Below are 15,849 nucleotides of genomic sequence, written 5' to 3'. Positions count from 1 at the left end.
GCTTTAAATTTTCTCTATACTGAAATGAAAAGCCAACAAGAACAAGTGGAAAATATAGACGATGAATACATTAGAACAGCCATGGATGACGCATCAAATCAGCAACCAATTTGATGAACTAGAAAACTACAATCTATTTTCAAGCGATACGGTTTTACATGAAATCTTAAAACGCTGTGGCAGCCATGATCAGCCGACTTTATGCGAAATGGGCAAAGTGGCAGGTTCGAGTGAATACTTTCAGCATGGGGCTTTAGCCAACAAACATACCCCAATTTTACATGCCTTCGATGCGCGAGGTCGCCGTACTGACTTTATCGAGTTTCATCCTTCATGGCATAAATGGATGGGACTCAATCGCCAGTTTGATACCCATGCACATCCATTTAATCAGCCAAATTCAAAGGCAAAATGGGTGGAATGGGCAGCACGTTTTTATTTAGCAGGTCAGGTCGAGTGCGGCAATTTATGTCCAAATTCAATGACGCTCGGCAGTATTCCACTCATTCAGCGCGAACCTGAACTGTGGGCCAAAATTGGCGAGAAACTACTATCGACGGAATATGATGAACGTGATGTGCCGATTGCACAGAAAAAGTCGATTTGGCTCGGTATGGGCATGACTGAAAAGCAGGGCGGTTCGGATGTGCGTGCCAATGAAACCATCGCTGTACCTGTAGCAGAAACAGGACGAGGTAAAGCTTATTTACTCACGGGGCATAAATGGTTTTTCTCTGCGCCGATGTGTGATGCGCATTTGGTGGTGGCAAAAACCGAACAAGATGGCTTGGCCTGTTTCTTCGTACCGCGTTGGCTGGAAGATGGCACGAAGAATAATATTCAGGTACAGCGCCTAAAAGAAAAAGTCGGCAATCGCAGTAACTCAAGCTCGGAAGTCGAATTCAAAAATGCATGGAGCATCATGATTGGTGAGGCAGGGCGTGGCATTCCAACCATTATTGAAATGGCGAACTATACTCGTCTGACCTGTTCGGTCGGTTCGAGCGCCATGCTGCGTCAAGCTTTGGTGCAATGCATTGCCTATACCCGTCAGCGTCAGGCTTTTGGTAAACATCTGATTGATCAACCCCTAATGCGAGCAGTCTTGGCAGATTTAGCTTTGGAAAGTGAAGCAGCGACGCAGCTCAGTTTCCATTTGGCGCAGTGCTATGAATCGGATGATACTTTGTCTGTGGCATGGAAACGCATCATGACCCCAGCAGCCAAGTTTTGGATTTGTAAGCGTGCGGTGGAACTGACAGGTGAGATGATGGAAGTCTTTGGTGGTAATGGCTATGTCGATAACGGCATCATGGCGCGCATCTTTAAAGAAGCACCTGTGAATACCATTTGGGAAGGTTCAGGCAATGTCATGTGCCTAGATGTGCTGCGCGCGATTGGGCGTGATCCTGAATCTATTGAGGTGCTGTTTAAAGATTTGGCCAGTACAGCAAGTACAGATGAAAGCTTGCAAACAGAATTGCAGGACTTGTTCAGGTTGTTCCATCAATCGCCTGAAGATTTACAATTTATGGGGCGCAGTTTGGTCAGTCGTTTAACGGTACTTGCACAAGCGGTGTTATTGAAACGCTATGCGCCTGATTATGTAGCAAATGGTTTTATTCAAAGCCGTTATAGCGCTAAACACGGGCAAGTGGTGGGGATGTTGGATGCCAAAATGGTCGATGTAGAGCGTTTGTTGGAACGGGCTTTCGCAAGTTAAATACAATGTATTTCCCTCTCTTAATGGGAGAGGGTTTCGGAGATGGGAATAATGTGGGAAAACAATTTTTTATGGACATGGGACTAACTACGCTGTATCAAAAAGCCATAGGAAAGTGCTTGAAAAAATCTAAAAATAGACCAATATATGCACTACAGCACGAAGGTGCTGTATAGGCAAAAGGTGAATGCAAATGGCAAAGAAAAAAGTCCTGCCAGAAGTTGAAGTTCGCAACTTCGTGGCAAAACACATGAATGATTTTAACAAAAGCCAAACTTTTGTAGATCGAAAGAAAAATGCGAAACGTGGCTATGACAAGCATAAAAAAGGGAGATACTCAAATGACTATCTCCCTTTTTATTGGTCTGTATTTTTATAATTTAACTGACTATTCGTGTCGCTGATTTCACCATATCACCTAGACCATGAGTCTTAAAGTAATACTCCATTAAGCTTTTCACCATCAGTGGATTATTCATGCTTAAGGCACGATCCAAGAGCTCTTTTGCATCTGGCATCGGCACATGGCAGATGGCTTTACGAACTTTCAGGATATTACTCGAACTCATCGATAGGGTATTAAAGCCCATTGCCATCAATAAAATAGCGGTGAGTGGATCACCAGCCATTTCCCCACAAATACTAATCGGCTTGTCGTATTTATGACATTCTTGCACCAAACGAGTCAGCGCACGAAGTACGGCTGGGTGTGAGTGTGAATAGACATTGGCAACACGTGGGTTATTACGGTCAACCGCAAGTAAATATTGGGTTAAATCGTTTGATCCCACTGAGAAGAAGTCAACCAATTCAGCAAATTCATCGATCTGTAACAGCACACTCGGCACTTCGACCATGATGCCGATTTTGGGTTTGGTAATTTTCACCTGTTCTTCTTCTTGCACCGCTTGCCAGTCACGATCGAGCAAATACAACGCTTCTTCGACTTCGCTGACACTGGTCACCATCGGCAGCAAAATATGCAAGTTGTTGAGGCCAATACTGGCTTTGAGCATGGCGCGAATTTGGGCTGAAAAAATCTCAGGATGATCGAGGGTAAAGCGAATCCCACGCCAACCCAGAGCTGAGTTTTCTTCTTCAATTGAGAAATAAGGCAGGTCTTTATCTGCACCAATATCGAGGGTACGCATCACTACGGGTTTATTGGCAAAATGACTGAGCTGTTGACGATAAATCGCGCGCTGTTCTTCTTCACCTGGGAAGCGATCACGCAGCATAAATGGAATTTCAGAACGGTATAGACCGACACCTTTGGCGCCACGTTGTACACCGCGAACTACATCGATCATCAAGCCGGTATTTACAAACAATCGAACTGCGACACCATCAGGGGTGATGGCATCTTTGGTTTCGTATTGCTTCAGATCTTTAGCAATTTGCTCTTCTTCTTTTTGAATCTCTTTATAACGTGTGCGTAAACGACGAGGTGGATTGATGAATACACGACCTTGATGTGCATCGACAATCATTTCGACATCATCAAGGGTGTTAATCGGAAGTTCAGTCACACCAACCACAGTTGGAATGCCGAGAGCACGCGCCACAATCACCATGTGTGAGTTCATGGCACCTTCAGTGGTCACAATCGCTGCGATTTTATCGACTGGGAGTTCAACCAAAGCAGCTGTAGAAATTTCCTCACCAATTAAAATACTTTCATCGGTGATTTCACGGTGACTAGCATCTGCTTCTTGCAAAAAGGCCAAGATACGACGCCCTAGATCTTTTAAGTCTGAAACACGTTCACGGAGATAGTCATCTTCCATTTGTGCAAACAGTGCAATGTGTTTATCAATGACAATGCGAACAGCACCTTGTGCCCAGTTACCGTCGCGAATTTCACTTTTGATTTCCGCGGGGAGGGCATTGGCATCGAGCATCCGTAAGAACACGCTAAATAATGCCCGTTCTTCAGCCATGAGGGCATCTTGCATTTTTTCATCAAGCGACTGAATTTCCTGACGAACTGCGTCTATGGCATTGTCGAGTAATTCGAGTTCCTCACTAATGTCATCGGCTTCACGATCAGGGACTGACGCCAAGTCAGCAGGTGGATATAGGATAACTGCCCGACCTAGGGCAATACCGCCTGAACCTGAAATGCCTTGGAAGGTTTTGTACGCTGGCAGATTATTCGGCTTACGAAAGACTTCGATATTGCCGACGGCATGTGCATGGGCAATCACCCCTGAAAGCTGAGCGCATAGGGTCACGAGGAAGGATTCGGCAGCTTCGCTAAAGTCTTGAGGTTCTTTGTTTTGAACCACCAAGACACCCATAACTTTACGGCGATACATTACCGGAACACCGAGGAAGGAATTGTAAATTTCTTCCCCCGTTTCTGGCAGATACATAAAGCGTTCATGCTTCGGTGCGTTATCAAGGTTGACGATTTCTTCACGTTGTCCCACTAAGCCAACCAAACCTTCACTGGTATGCAAAGAGACATGCCCAACGGCTTCAGGGTTTAAACCCTTAGAAGCCATCAGTAAATAACGATGGTTTCGTTCATCAAGCAAGTAGATTGAGCAGACATCCACATGCATGGCTTCTGCCACTTGATTGACCATTATGTCTAAAGATTCATGCAAACTGGCTGACGCATTAATCTCTTGGACTATGCGTCTTAATGTATCCAGCTGCATGTTCGACATCGTGTCTGCTCCAAAATTTATTCTGCTTTATTTATAACAACACTCATCCTAAAAATCTGCATCCATTCAGCAAATTTTTACGGCTTTTGTGGAAGCTGACTGCAAAGTTCCACCATGGCTTTACGATATACATCGCGTTTAAAATTCACCACTTGTCCTAGTGGGTACCAATAGCTGACCCATTGCCATTGATCAAACTCAGGTGGATCTGACAAATCAAGCTGAATATGCTGTGCTGAAGCTGTCAGTTTCAATAAAAACCACTTTTGCTTTTGACCAATACAAACGGGGGCTGAATCGGTACGTATATACCGATGTGGCAAACGATAGCGCAACCACCCTTGGGTTTGTGCTATCACCTGGACGTGTTCGGGCAGTAAGCCAACTTCTTCTCTCAGCTCACGGTAAAGTGCCTGTTCGGGGGTTTCTCCATGTTGGATACCTCCTTGTGGAAATTGCCAGGCATTGTGACCAATGCGCTTTGCCCATAAAACTTGTCCAATGTCGTTTGCCAAAATGATCCCGACGTTGGGTCGGAAACCTTCTGAATCGATCATTTGGCTACCTAAATATTGTGTAATTTATGACTTTGCTCGCGGGGACGTTTATTTCTGTGTCCATCTCGAAAAAGCAAAGTGTAAAAATGTTAAAATTGTTATGATCTTAACGAATTTCTATCGACTAGCGGAGATAGATTTACAATTTTTTTCTTAAATTTCAGCTTTTACGAGTATTTTCATGAAATTGGCACTGTTTGACCTTGATCACACCTTATTAAATACCGACTCAGACCATTCTTGGGGGGAGTTTTTGGTCAATGAAGGCTTGGTTGATCCAATTCGTCATCGTGCCATGAATGACAAATTTTATGATGATTATAAAAAAGGCCAGCTTGACCCGATTGCTTATAACGAATTTGTATTTGAGTTTTTAACCCAACATGACAATGCCTACTTAACTGAGTTACATCAGTTGTTTATGAAAAAAGTTATTCGTGCGCAAATGCGTCCTGAGGGCTTTGCTGCCATTCAGCGCCATCAAGATGCAGGACATCAATTGGTCGGGATCACCGCAACGTCTGATTTTATTACCGCACCGATTTTTCGTGAATTTGGTATTACTGAAATCATTGCGACCAATGCCGAAGTTGTGGATGGTAAATATACGGGTAAAGTGATTAATACTCCGTGCTACCAAAAGGGCAAATTAGTCCGTTTGAATCAATGGTTAGAAGGTCGTGATGTGACAGAATCTTGGGCCTATTCAGATTCGATTAATGACCGCTTCCTATTGGAATATGCCGATCATGCCTTTGCAATTAACCCAGATGACCGTTTAGAAGTCCTTGCAAAAGAACAAGGTTGGGACATTCAAGACTGGTCAATTCAAGCCTAAAAATAGATATGATAAAAAAGCATCATTAGATGCTTTTTTATTTGACGTCCTTTTGATTAAACTTCAGCTCACTTATTTGAACTATCGCTCCATATGCAGACAGAAGCTTCTTTTAAACATTTAATTCAAATCTTTATAGGGCCACGTGCTCAATCTTATTTAAATTTCATTGAACAACAAGTTGGACAGAACAATGGTCTGAGTTGGGCAGGGCTAATTTTTGGACCCTATTGGTTACTCTATCGAAAGATGTACCGCTATTTCTTCTTATTCTTTGCGGTTGGTTTTTTGATTAGCATGTTGGCACTCATCATCGGTGTGCCTGATCAGGTCTTGATGGGGCTAGCCTTGATTCCTAACCTCATACTCGCTGGGATCGGAAAGCGGCTTTATAGCGATTTTGCTGTGCAAAAGACCAAAGCCTATATGCAGCAGCCGAAATATAGTGAACAGGTGTTTGCTGAAGAAGGGGGAGTGAACTGGGGGCTACCTTTATTGTTGGTATTTATTCAATCTGTCGTGATGATTATGCTCAGTTTGCCTTTTATTCAATTTTCACCGCTATAGAATTCTGTAATTGAGTGCGTGTTCATTCCATGTTATATCCTTAAAACAGAATAATTTTGTATCCATAAACAATAAGTTTTAACAGGGAGAATGACAATGAGTGTACGTCCACGCATGACTCATCTATTTGAACAACTGGGTTTAGATTCGAGTGAAGACGCGATTGCTTTATTTATCGTGACGCATCAACTCAGTGCCCAAACTAAAATTACCGAAGCAGATTATTGGACAGATGCTCAGCGCCAGTTCTTGGCCGAAAAAATTAAGTCAGATGGTGAGTGGGCGATTATTGTTGATCAATTGAATGAATCATTACATGAAGATTCATTGACGAAATAAAACCGACAGGTCTTCCTTGGTTTTTTTAATGGGATCGGCTGAAATAGGCGATCCCATTTTTACTGGAAAAAAATTAAACGACTGTTCAACACGTACTGTTCAACACTTGGCAAATCAAATCATTCACTTTTTTCTAAACGCTCAAACAGATCAATACAAAAAGCCACCCTGTCGGTGGCTTTTTTAACGATTAAATTTTGTAGGCAAAACATTCAATTAGATGTGTTTCATCAATTCAACCAGTTTTTGTGCAGCCAGTGATTGTGTACGGCCTGGATGCCATACCATGCCCAATTGACGATTCATGTTTGAAGGTAAATTCAGTTGTTTTAAATCTTGGTTCAATAAGGTTTTAGGAAGAACTGACCAACCAAGACCAATGGAAACCAACATACGAATCGACTCGAGTGAGTTATTGCTCATGGTGACTTTTGGCTTGAGTCCATACTTTTCAAACTCAGCCAAAGTAATTTGACTGGTATAGGTTTGCGCCGCAGGTAAAAGACTTGGGTATTGGATCAAATCTTCTAAGGTTAAATGTTCAACTTGCGCCAAAGGATGGAAAGGCGCAACCACGAATACCAATGGATCATTCCATGTCGTGATGTATTTTAAACGGCTGTCACCTTGTGGTGGTAAAGTCAAAAATGCCAACTCTAAGTCGCCAGCCAAAACTTGCTCATGGGCTTGTTCAGAATCAACAAAGTGTACATCTAAGGTGACTTCTGGAAATTGCTGTACGTATTGACGCAAATGAGCCGGTAAATGGTGTAAGCCGATATGATGGCTGGTGCCAATTTTCAGTTTACCCTGAACCTGACCTTGCTCATGGCTGAGCGTATGGTGAATATCGCCCAACTCATTCAGCCAGCTTTTTACTTTTGGCAAGAGAGAGTTTGCTGCATGCGTCGCTTGAACACCACGACCCGCGGATTCAAAAAGTTTGACACCGAAGTATTCTTCTAAACTGTGAATACGCTTGGTCACAGCAGGTTGCGTAATGAAGAGCTGATCTGCTGCCAAAGAGATCGAACCAGTTTCCATAACTTTTACAAAGGCTTCAAAGGCTGCGAGATTCATCTTCATTCCTATAAAGAATTTTTATGCTTAGTCTCATTGTTATAATATTTTAAGAATAAATCAAAGGGAAAGTTGTATCTTTTGATTTAAAACTAGGCGTTCAAGCCAGATGACGCGTTAAATCTGAGGTGATTTTCAGGGTTCAATAGTGTTATTTGAGAAGTTGATCGCCGCGCGATTCGAGATTGGGCTGAGACGTTTTTAGCTCAAATGCGTTGTTACAAAGTTGTTTTTTAAACCGAAACCAGAGTTATGCATAATATAAAAAATATAGGGCTTAAAAGTATTTCAACCGTTTGACTTGAAAAGGAGCGATGGCGTTTCTTTTTAATTCAGCATTGAACTAAAACAAAAAATGAACTCAAGTTTTGATGGCTTGGGGAACATACTTTTCAGTGAATAATAATAGCAACAGGTACAGTCAGGGCTGCATCGATTAGCGATGTTGTACCTCACAGGGAGAAGGCGATGGATATTAAACACATTAAAAATTTATTGGATATTTTTGAAGGGACAGTCGAAAAGCGCTGTGCGATATATGAAATCGCAGATGATGAAGACGACGAAAACCGTGCAGCTGCCGAGTGTAATGCGGCAAAAAACAAACTGATTCTTGCGATAGAACAATTGGTTGAGGCGCATGATCAGTTGGCCTTACAGCAAAAAACCAAGCTTTGATGATCCGTCTACAATTGAATCTATAGGATGAAATGAATAGAAAGTTAAAGTGGATAGAGTAAAAGAACGTTTTAAGGTCATTAAAAAAACCACCGTGATGGTGGTTTTTTTACAAGGAGCAGGGGTGGATTAAGCGGGGATATTTTCCTCTGCTGCTTTATCTTTCTTTTCCCATGCTTTTTCGTGGAAGAAAAAGGCAATCGCTTGAACAGTTGGTTCTAGTAAACTTAAGGTAATGGCCATTGCAATACTGCCTGTCACGTAATAACCAACCAACATCGCAACCGTGATATGCATGATGTAATAGCTCAAGGTTTTTTTGAACATGCGCTGATTATTTTCGACGAACTTGTTAATGTGTGCCATGAGAATGCTCCTTGTTAAATTGATAAATCTTGGCAATTAGTTAATAGTAATGATTCTTATTTGCAATGTAAAAGAGATAATTCAATTTATGATCATTGAATTTCTAAATCACTGTTTAAAAATGGCAGAAAGTGATCAAAAAGTCGGAGAAAATTCTAAAGTTTCATTTGCTGAAAGTATTGAAGTGAGCGTGTTTTGAACGCATCAATGGTGATTAAAATGCAGCGGAAATCAGCAGTTAAATATCATTCCTATAAGTTTTTAAACTAATAAAAATGATAAATTAGATTTATGTGAATACGTGGTTATAATCGATTTAACGAAAGAATTTACCCAGTCCAGTGGAGCAAATCGACATGGCAGGCGAAACCCAAAAAGCGGAAACCCAAATAAAAAAAACCTTGTATGACAAATTGTGGGATGACCATCTAGTAAAACAACGAGATGATGGCTCTTCATTATTGTATATCGACCGTCATTTATTGCATGAAGTGACTTCTCCACAAGCCTTTGAAGGGCTACAGCTTGCAGGTCGTAAACCTTGGCGTTTAAGTGCAAACGTGGCAACTCCTGACCATAACGTACCTACTTCTACTAAGGAGCGTGCTGAAGGTATTGCGGGTATTGAAGATGATACTTCACGTATCCAAGTGCAAACTTTAGATGACAACTGTAAAACATTTAATGTTGCCCAGTTTGACATCAACGATGTACGTCAAGGGATCGCGCATGTAGTTGGGCCTGAACAAGGTTTAACCTTGCCGGGTATGACCGTAGTATGTGGTGACTCACATACTGCAACGCATGGTGCTTTTGGTTGCTTGGCTCATGGTATCGGCACATCTGAAGTTGAACATGTATTGGCAACCCAATGCTTAGTTCAAAAGAAAATGAAAAACATGTTGGTACGTGTTGACGGTCAATTGGGTCAAGGCGTAACTCCTAAAGACGTGGTTTTAGCGATTATCGGTAAAATCGGTACGGCAGGTGGTACAGGTCACGCGATTGAGTTTGGTGGTCAAGTATTCCGTGATATGTCGATCGAAGGTCGTATGACGGTGTGTAACATGGCGATCGAAGGTGGCGCGCGCGTGGGTATGGTGGCTGTCGATGACAAAACCATTGCCTATGTAAAAGACCGTCCATATGCACCGAAGGGCGAACAGTGGGATGCTGCAGTAGAATATTGGAAGACTTTAGTGTCTGATGAAGGCGCGCATTTTGATACTGTTGTGGTGTTGCAAGGTGAAGAGATTGAGCCACAAGTGTCTTGGGGGACTTCTCCTGAGATGGTGATTCCTGTATCTCAAGCAGTGCCAACTTTAGAACAAGCTAAAGATGATGTACAGCGTAATGACTGGACACGTGCATACAACTACATGGGCTTAGAAGCGGGTCAGGCATTGGCTGATATTCAATTAGACCGTGTATTTATTGGTTCATGTACCAACTCACGCATCGAAGATATTCGTGCAGCGGCTGAAGTGGCCAAAGGTAAAAAAGTGGCGGCATCGATTAAGCAAGCCATGGTGGTACCGGGTTCAGGTTTAGTCAAAGCACAAGCAGAAGCAGAAGGCTTAGATAAAATCTTAATTGAAGCAGGCTTTGAATGGCGTGAGCCGGGTTGCTCAATGTGTTTGGCAATGAATGCCGACAAATTGCAACCAGGTGAGCACTGTGCATCGACGTCTAACCGTAACTTTGAAGGTCGTCAAGGCAATGGTGGTCGCACGCATTTGGTGAGTCCAGCAATGGCAGCAGCTGCGGCAATCGCTGGTCACTTCGTTGACGTTCGTACCTTCTAATCAGGGCTAATAGGAGCAAATCGCATGAAAAAATATACCGTTGAACAAGGTATCGTTGCACCATTAGACCGTGCCAATGTGGATACAGATTTAATTATTCCAAAACAGTTTTTGAAATCTATTAAGCGTACAGGCTTTGGTGCCAACTTATTTGATGAGTTGCGCTATTTGGATGAAGGCTATTTAGGTCAAGACATTTCAAAACGTCCAATTAACCCAGATTTCGAATTGAATAAACCGCGTTATCAAGGTGCGTCGATTTTGATCTCTCGTGCAAACTTTGGTTGTGGTTCGAGCCGTGAGCATGCGCCTTGGGCATTAGAAGAATATGGTTTCCGTACTGTCATTGCACCAAGCTATGCGGATATTTTCTTTAATAACAGCTTTAAAAATGGCATGTTGCCAGTGATCTTGTCTGAAGAGATCGTCGATCAGTTATTTAAAGAATGTGCTGCATCTGAAGGCTATCAATTAACCATTGATTTGGCTGCGCAAGAAGTGCGTACACCGAGTGGTGAAGCATTTACATTTGAAGTCGATCCATTTCGTAAACACTGCCTATTGAATGGCTTGGATGATATCGGTTTAACTTTACAAGCAGCCGATGATATCCGTGCTTATGAAGAAAAAACCAAAGCATCTCGCCCTTGGGTATTTGCAGAAATTAAAGCTTAAGTCAGTGTCACTGTAGAACTTCTTAGTAGTCAGTCGGCTTAAGTCTTGTTAATATCAGGCGAAACAAAATTTATACGTTAGCCAGAATTTATCAGGTTGGGTTCGAAAAATGAAAAAGTTCTTCGGTCAGCTGGTTGTAACGGGAGCGCTGTTCGCAACGCTCTCTGCCTGTCAAAGCTTTGACACGGCACGCATTAAAAATGTGAAAGAAACTGAAAGTACAAACAATAATGCTTTGATTTACTGTGCAGGTACAGCGCACTGTGAATTTGAGCGTTTTGATCAAATACAAGTGGTTGATCCAAATAATCAACGTGTGCAACGTGCTGCGATTAAAGCAGGCATTGTACGGTTGAATGGTCGTTCATTGTCTGAGCCTAATCCTTTGTATTTGTCTGTACCTACAGGTCAGCATGAAATCGTGATTCGCTATTATCCAATTTCTCAGGAAAAAGCAGAGCGCTTGCATGTCATTCACAACTTTAGGTCCAAACACGAGTACACCTTTAAAATGTACCGTGAGCGTTCAAAAAACAGAGGCAGTTTACTAGATAAATCTGCGCCTGATCCGCTCTGTGTAGACTTAAAGCAAGGCGCAAAAACGATTCGACGTTTCTGCCGACCCTACAATGTCCTCACAGGACTTGGTGAGTTTGTAGAAAAGAAACTTTAAATCTGACTGGTAATCAAGCCAGCGTATAAATGGAAAGACTCATGTCAAAACATATTTTGATTTTACCAGGTGATGGTATTGGTCCTGAAATCGTGAAAGCGGCTGAACAAGTGCTGACACGTGTAAACGAGAAATTCAACTTAGGTTTGACTTGGGAACAAGGTCTTTTAGGTGGTGCAGCGATCGACGCGCACGGTTCACCTTATCCAGATGTAACAGCAGCACAAGCGAAGACTGCTGATGCGATTTTATTGGGTGCAGTGGGTGGTCCTAAGTGGGATACCATTGAGCGTTCAATTCGTCCAGAACGTGGCCTATTAAAAATTCGTTCAGAATTAAATTTATTTGCCAATTTACGTCCAGCAATTCTTTATCCGCAGCTTGCAGATGCGTCGAGCTTAAAACCTGAAATCGTAGCAGGTTTGGATATCTTGATCGTACGTGAGTTAACTGGCGGTATCTATTTCGGTCAACCACGTGGTATTCGTGAACTCGAAAACGGTGAAAAACAAGGTTTCAATACTGACGTATATGCAGAATCTGAAATCAAGCGTATTGCCAAAGTTGCTTTTGAAATGGCGAACTTACGTGGTGGTAAAGTGTGTTCAGTGGATAAAGCCAACGTGCTAGAAGTGACTGAGCTTTGGAAACAAACCGTAACTGCGTTAAAAGAAGAGCAGTATCCTGAAATTAACTTGTCTCATATGTACGTTGACAATGCTGCCATGCAATTGGTCCGTGCGCCAAAACAGTTTGATGTGATCGTGACTGGTAACTTGTTCGGCGATATCTTGTCTGATGAAGCGGCGATGTTAACCGGTTCTATCGGCATGCTGCCATCGGCTTCTTTAGATGAAAATGGTAAAGGTATGTATGAACCTTGCCACGGTTCAGCGCCAGACATCGCAGGTCAAAACATTGCGAACCCATTAGCAACGATTCTGTCTGTTGCTATGATGCTGCGCTATACCTTCCGTGAAGAAGCGGCGGCAAAAGCGATTGAAGATGCAGTAGGTAACGTCTTAGATCAAGGCTTACGTACAGGTGACATCATGTCAGAAGGCAGTACTCAAGTCGGTACTGTTGAAATGGGTCAAGCTGTAGTTTCTGCATTGAACTAATGGCGAATCAAAAAACGCAGCGTTTATGCTGCGTTTTTTTGTGCCTAGAAATTATCAATCCTAGAATTGATGCGCTAACAGGTGCGACCAGTTAATCGGACATCAGTTGCAATATTATGCTTTAAGCGAAATTGAATAAGGCAGTTTAACTCAACCTCATAGTGTGTATTTCCACTGGGAATCGGCACAGCAGCGCCGCTGCCCATGCCCATCGCAGGATTTTCCGCCATCGGTAAAGGAATACTGATCGGGCGTGTAACACGATAACGAAGGTAGTCTGAACTGACCTCTACGGGAGAGGTTCTTTGATAGCCGAGTTTGCTGAGATTAAGTTCTGCTTGAATCGTTTGGCTCGATTGACCAATAAATGAGGCTAAATAGCGTTCACGTTCAACGGAGGATATCGTTGATGTCGTGGTACAACCAGCCAACCATACAATGCTTAGAACGCATCCCATGCTCAATATTGGGCGAATAAAACGCTGAACTTCGTAAACCTGATGTTCTAAAATAAATTTCATGGGTCAGTTCCTTACGAAATAAATTCAGTTTAGTCAGATCGGTCTGTATAACACTGTAGTCATTTGATACACGGTCAGCTGAGCAAGATTAGCTTCTAGTATTCTAAAGCAGGATCAACAAGCTCTGCCAACATAGTCAATGGATTCAACTATTTGATTGCGTAATTTGAACTCGATTTTACATTCCATATCGACAGTGACACCACCTTTAGACGGCGTTGGGATAGGGGCGCCCATGGCTATACTGGTGCCGATATTTGGTGTACCAATCGGGATTGGCATCGAGCGTAAAATGGTATAGCTAAGTTTTTCATTGCTTTGTACGGGTGCTCCCATCACTTTATAGCCCAATTGACTCAAGTTGAGCTCTTTACGAACTTGATCAGCTGGCTGCCCAATATAGTGTTGTAGGGATTGATTGAGTTGCTTTTGGCCTGTCGTGGCGCAAGCCACACAAAAGATAGCTCCGACTAATCCTAGATGTTTCATATGATTTTATGTCCTTATATTTTGAATTTTATAATCGAATTTTTATGTTTTTAGACTGTAAAGGAAAGCAAATTTGCAGTCAATTTTTATCATTGCATTGAAATAAATACAAAAAAAGCCACTGATAAAGTGGCTTTTTCGCTTCGCTAAAACTTAGCGCGCACGGTAAGTGATACGACCCTTAGTCAAATCATAAGGTGTCATTTCTACTTTAACACTGTCGCCAGTCAAAATACGGATATAGTGTTTACGCATTTTGCCAGAGATGTGAGCAATCACTTCATGACCGTTTTCTAAACGTACACGGAACATAGTATTAGGAAGCGTCTCGGTGACAACGCCTTCGAACTCGATGAGTTCCTCTTTATTGGCCATAGCCTACCTGAATGAATAAATTAGCAAGGCGCAAATTATAGTCAATTTTTTTTCAGAATACAAGCCGTAAAAGGCTTTGAACTGATCGACTGTCAGTAAAATAAGCGAACAATTCAGTTAAATATTTTCAACAAAAAATGTGCAGTAACAGTTGTCAGTTTGGTCAATCGCAGTTAATCTAAAATCAATCTTTTTAGGTATAAATGAAGTACATACAAGGAAGGTTCTGGAGTGGGTCAGCTAACTGATGCATCTGTTGTGTTGCGTTTAGGGTATCAAGCGATTCGTCGTGCCGGATTACCAACAGAAGAAATTTTAACAAAAGCGGGTGTGGCATTAAATCAGGTTGAAACCAATGACCGTACCCCATTGAATGCGCAATTTGCGTTCTGGGTGGCTGCAGAAGAAGTCAGTAAGGATCCTGATATTGGTTTGCATCTGGGAGAGCATTTGCCTTTATATCGAGGGCAGGTGATTGAACACTTATTTATTTCATCTGAGAATTTCGGTGAAGGTTTAAAGCGGGCTTTGGCCTATCAACGCCTAATTAGCGATGCCTTTCATGCACAATTGGTGATTGAAGATGACCGCTGCTATTTGACCAATGGTCATCAGCCTTGGGCAGAAAATATCGTGAATCGTCATTTTTCTGAATGCGCGATGTCCGGTGTTTTGCGTTTCTTTAAGTTTATTACTGAAGGGCGTTTTCAGCCGATTTATATCGACTTTAACTTTAGTCAGGGCGCGCCAGATGATGAGTATTTCCGTGTTTATGAATGTCCTGTGAGCTTAGGGCAGAAAGAAACCCGATTGTATTTTGATCCGGCTATTTTAGAGTATCAATTGTGGCAGGCAGAACCTGAGTTATTACAATTGCATGAGCAGTTGGCGATTGAAAAGCTTCAGGAGTTGGCGCGTTATGATTTGGTCGGTGAAGTTCGCCGTGCTATTGGTTCAACGCTTGAAAGCGGTGAAACCACACTCGAAACGGTCGCTGCGCAGCTCAACATTACTCCGCGTCGTTTACGGACTCAGTTGTCAGAAGCCAATACCAGTTTTCAGCAAATTTTGTCAGACTATCGCTGTCGTTTGGCTAAAAAATTATTGGCCAATACCAATGAAAGTGTGGAGCGCATTGTGTACTTAACGGGTTTTTCTGAGCCAAGTACGTTCTATCGCGCATTTAAACGCTGGACCAATGAAACGCCTGTGGAATATCGTAAGCGGAAGCAGCGTTAAGGTTGATCTTCGATAAAATCCTTCCCTAAACAGAATCCCCCTTTTTCAAAGGGGGATTTTCATCTTTAGAATCTGGCAATGGCGGAAATGAAACACCCTCTCTGTGAAAGTGAGGTTGGGAGGGATTG

18 protein-coding genes are annotated in these 15,849 nt (G+C 42.4%); 11 read left to right on the top strand and 7 right to left on the bottom strand.

Features of this window, described 5'->3' with window-relative positions; all coding sequences use genetic code 11:
- Positions 1-61 precede the first annotated feature (61 nt).
- Positions 62-1,723 (top strand): acyl-CoA dehydrogenase family protein, encoded by a 1,662-nt coding sequence (locus FTT92_RS07745; RefSeq protein WP_180171794.1) that lies wholly within the window; start codon positions 62-64, stop codon positions 1,721-1,723.
- Between the two features lie 193 nt (positions 1,724-1,916).
- Positions 1,917-2,102 (top strand): hypothetical protein, encoded by a 186-nt coding sequence (locus FTT92_RS07740; RefSeq protein ID WP_078192875.1) that lies wholly within the window; start codon positions 1,917-1,919, stop codon positions 2,100-2,102.
- Position 2,103: 1 nt separating this feature from the next.
- On the opposite strand, the gene ptsP is transcribed toward FTT92_RS07740, so the two are convergent.
- Both ptsP and FTT92_RS07730 read right to left on the bottom strand, forming a co-directional pair.
- Entirely contained in the window at positions 2,104-4,398 is a 2,295-nt protein-coding gene (gene ptsP / locus FTT92_RS07735) for a phosphoenolpyruvate--protein phosphotransferase (protein WP_180024480.1), read from the bottom strand.
- Between the two features lie 77 nt (positions 4,399-4,475).
- Positions 4,476-4,955: an RNA pyrophosphohydrolase gene (locus FTT92_RS07730; RefSeq protein WP_078192761.1), complete on the bottom strand. Its 480-nt coding sequence runs from the start codon at positions 4,953-4,955 to the stop codon at positions 4,476-4,478.
- A 181-nt stretch (positions 4,956-5,136) separates the two neighbouring features.
- Between FTT92_RS07730 and FTT92_RS07725 the strand changes: the two genes are divergently transcribed.
- From FTT92_RS07725 to FTT92_RS07715, 3 genes are all read left to right on the top strand, one after another.
- Positions 5,137-5,793: an HAD family phosphatase gene (locus FTT92_RS07725; protein WP_111884093.1), complete on the top strand. Its 657-nt coding sequence runs from the start codon at positions 5,137-5,139 to the stop codon at positions 5,791-5,793.
- A gap of 93 nt (positions 5,794-5,886) precedes the next feature.
- Positions 5,887-6,360, top strand: a complete 474-nt coding sequence (locus FTT92_RS07720; RefSeq protein WP_180171793.1) for a DUF2628 domain-containing protein — start codon at positions 5,887-5,889, stop codon at positions 6,358-6,360.
- 96 nt (positions 6,361-6,456) lie between these two features.
- On the top strand, positions 6,457-6,699 hold the full coding sequence (locus FTT92_RS07715) for a DUF2789 family protein (protein ID WP_078189726.1): 243 nt from the start codon (positions 6,457-6,459) through the stop codon (positions 6,697-6,699).
- A 216-nt stretch (positions 6,700-6,915) separates the two neighbouring features.
- Here FTT92_RS07715 and FTT92_RS07710 read toward each other — a convergent pair whose 3' ends face one another.
- Entirely contained in the window at positions 6,916-7,779 is an 864-nt protein-coding gene (locus FTT92_RS07710; RefSeq protein WP_078189725.1) for a LysR family transcriptional regulator, read from the bottom strand.
- A 468-nt stretch (positions 7,780-8,247) separates the two neighbouring features.
- Here FTT92_RS07710 and FTT92_RS07705 point away from each other — a divergent pair, with 468 nt between their 5' ends.
- Positions 8,248-8,457 (top strand): hypothetical protein, encoded by a 210-nt coding sequence (locus FTT92_RS07705; protein WP_180024477.1) that lies wholly within the window; start codon positions 8,248-8,250, stop codon positions 8,455-8,457.
- A 129-nt stretch (positions 8,458-8,586) separates the two neighbouring features.
- Here the strand turns inward: FTT92_RS07705 and FTT92_RS07700 are convergent, their stop codons facing one another.
- Positions 8,587-8,823, bottom strand: coding sequence for a DUF2061 domain-containing protein (locus tag FTT92_RS07700; protein WP_180007146.1), 237 nt, complete (start codon positions 8,821-8,823; stop codon positions 8,587-8,589).
- 356 nt (positions 8,824-9,179) lie between these two features.
- Here FTT92_RS07700 and leuC point away from each other — a divergent pair, with 356 nt between their 5' ends.
- The 4 genes from leuC (at position 9,180) to leuB (ending at position 13,097) form a co-directional block, all read left to right on the top strand.
- Positions 9,180-10,628 (top strand): 3-isopropylmalate dehydratase large subunit, encoded by a 1,449-nt coding sequence (gene leuC / locus FTT92_RS07695; protein WP_180055611.1) that lies wholly within the window; start codon positions 9,180-9,182, stop codon positions 10,626-10,628.
- Between the two features lie 24 nt (positions 10,629-10,652).
- Positions 10,653-11,303 (top strand): 3-isopropylmalate dehydratase small subunit, encoded by a 651-nt coding sequence (gene leuD, locus FTT92_RS07690; RefSeq protein ID WP_078189721.1) that lies wholly within the window; start codon positions 10,653-10,655, stop codon positions 11,301-11,303.
- Between the two features lie 109 nt (positions 11,304-11,412).
- On the top strand, positions 11,413-11,976 hold the full coding sequence (locus FTT92_RS07685; RefSeq protein ID WP_111884086.1) for a hypothetical protein: 564 nt from the start codon (positions 11,413-11,415) through the stop codon (positions 11,974-11,976).
- 41 nt (positions 11,977-12,017) lie between these two features.
- On the top strand, positions 12,018-13,097 hold the full coding sequence (gene leuB, locus FTT92_RS07680) for a 3-isopropylmalate dehydrogenase (RefSeq protein ID WP_078189719.1): 1,080 nt from the start codon (positions 12,018-12,020) through the stop codon (positions 13,095-13,097).
- A gap of 74 nt (positions 13,098-13,171) precedes the next feature.
- Here the strand turns inward: leuB and FTT92_RS07675 are convergent, their stop codons facing one another.
- The 3 genes from FTT92_RS07675 to infA form a co-directional block, all read right to left on the bottom strand.
- Positions 13,172-13,618: a hypothetical protein gene (locus FTT92_RS07675; protein WP_373684104.1), complete on the bottom strand. Its 447-nt coding sequence runs from the start codon at positions 13,616-13,618 to the stop codon at positions 13,172-13,174.
- A gap of 114 nt (positions 13,619-13,732) precedes the next feature.
- Positions 13,733-14,107, bottom strand: coding sequence for a hypothetical protein (locus FTT92_RS07670; RefSeq protein ID WP_078189718.1), 375 nt, complete (start codon positions 14,105-14,107; stop codon positions 13,733-13,735).
- A gap of 153 nt (positions 14,108-14,260) precedes the next feature.
- Positions 14,261-14,482: a translation initiation factor IF-1 gene (gene infA / locus FTT92_RS07665; RefSeq protein WP_001284370.1), complete on the bottom strand. Its 222-nt coding sequence runs from the start codon at positions 14,480-14,482 to the stop codon at positions 14,261-14,263.
- A gap of 231 nt (positions 14,483-14,713) precedes the next feature.
- Here infA and FTT92_RS07660 point away from each other — a divergent pair, with 231 nt between their 5' ends.
- Positions 14,714-15,721 (top strand): AraC family transcriptional regulator, encoded by a 1,008-nt coding sequence (locus FTT92_RS07660; RefSeq protein WP_078189717.1) that lies wholly within the window; start codon positions 14,714-14,716, stop codon positions 15,719-15,721.
- The last annotated feature ends 128 nt before the right edge of the window (positions 15,722-15,849 follow it).

This window comes from Acinetobacter sp. YH12023 (assembly GCF_013420135.1).
Lineage (GTDB): Bacteria > Pseudomonadota > Gammaproteobacteria > Pseudomonadales > Moraxellaceae > Acinetobacter > Acinetobacter amyesii.
The sequence above is the reverse complement of the archived record's forward strand: the minus strand, read 5'-3'. Positions and strand labels throughout refer to the sequence as shown.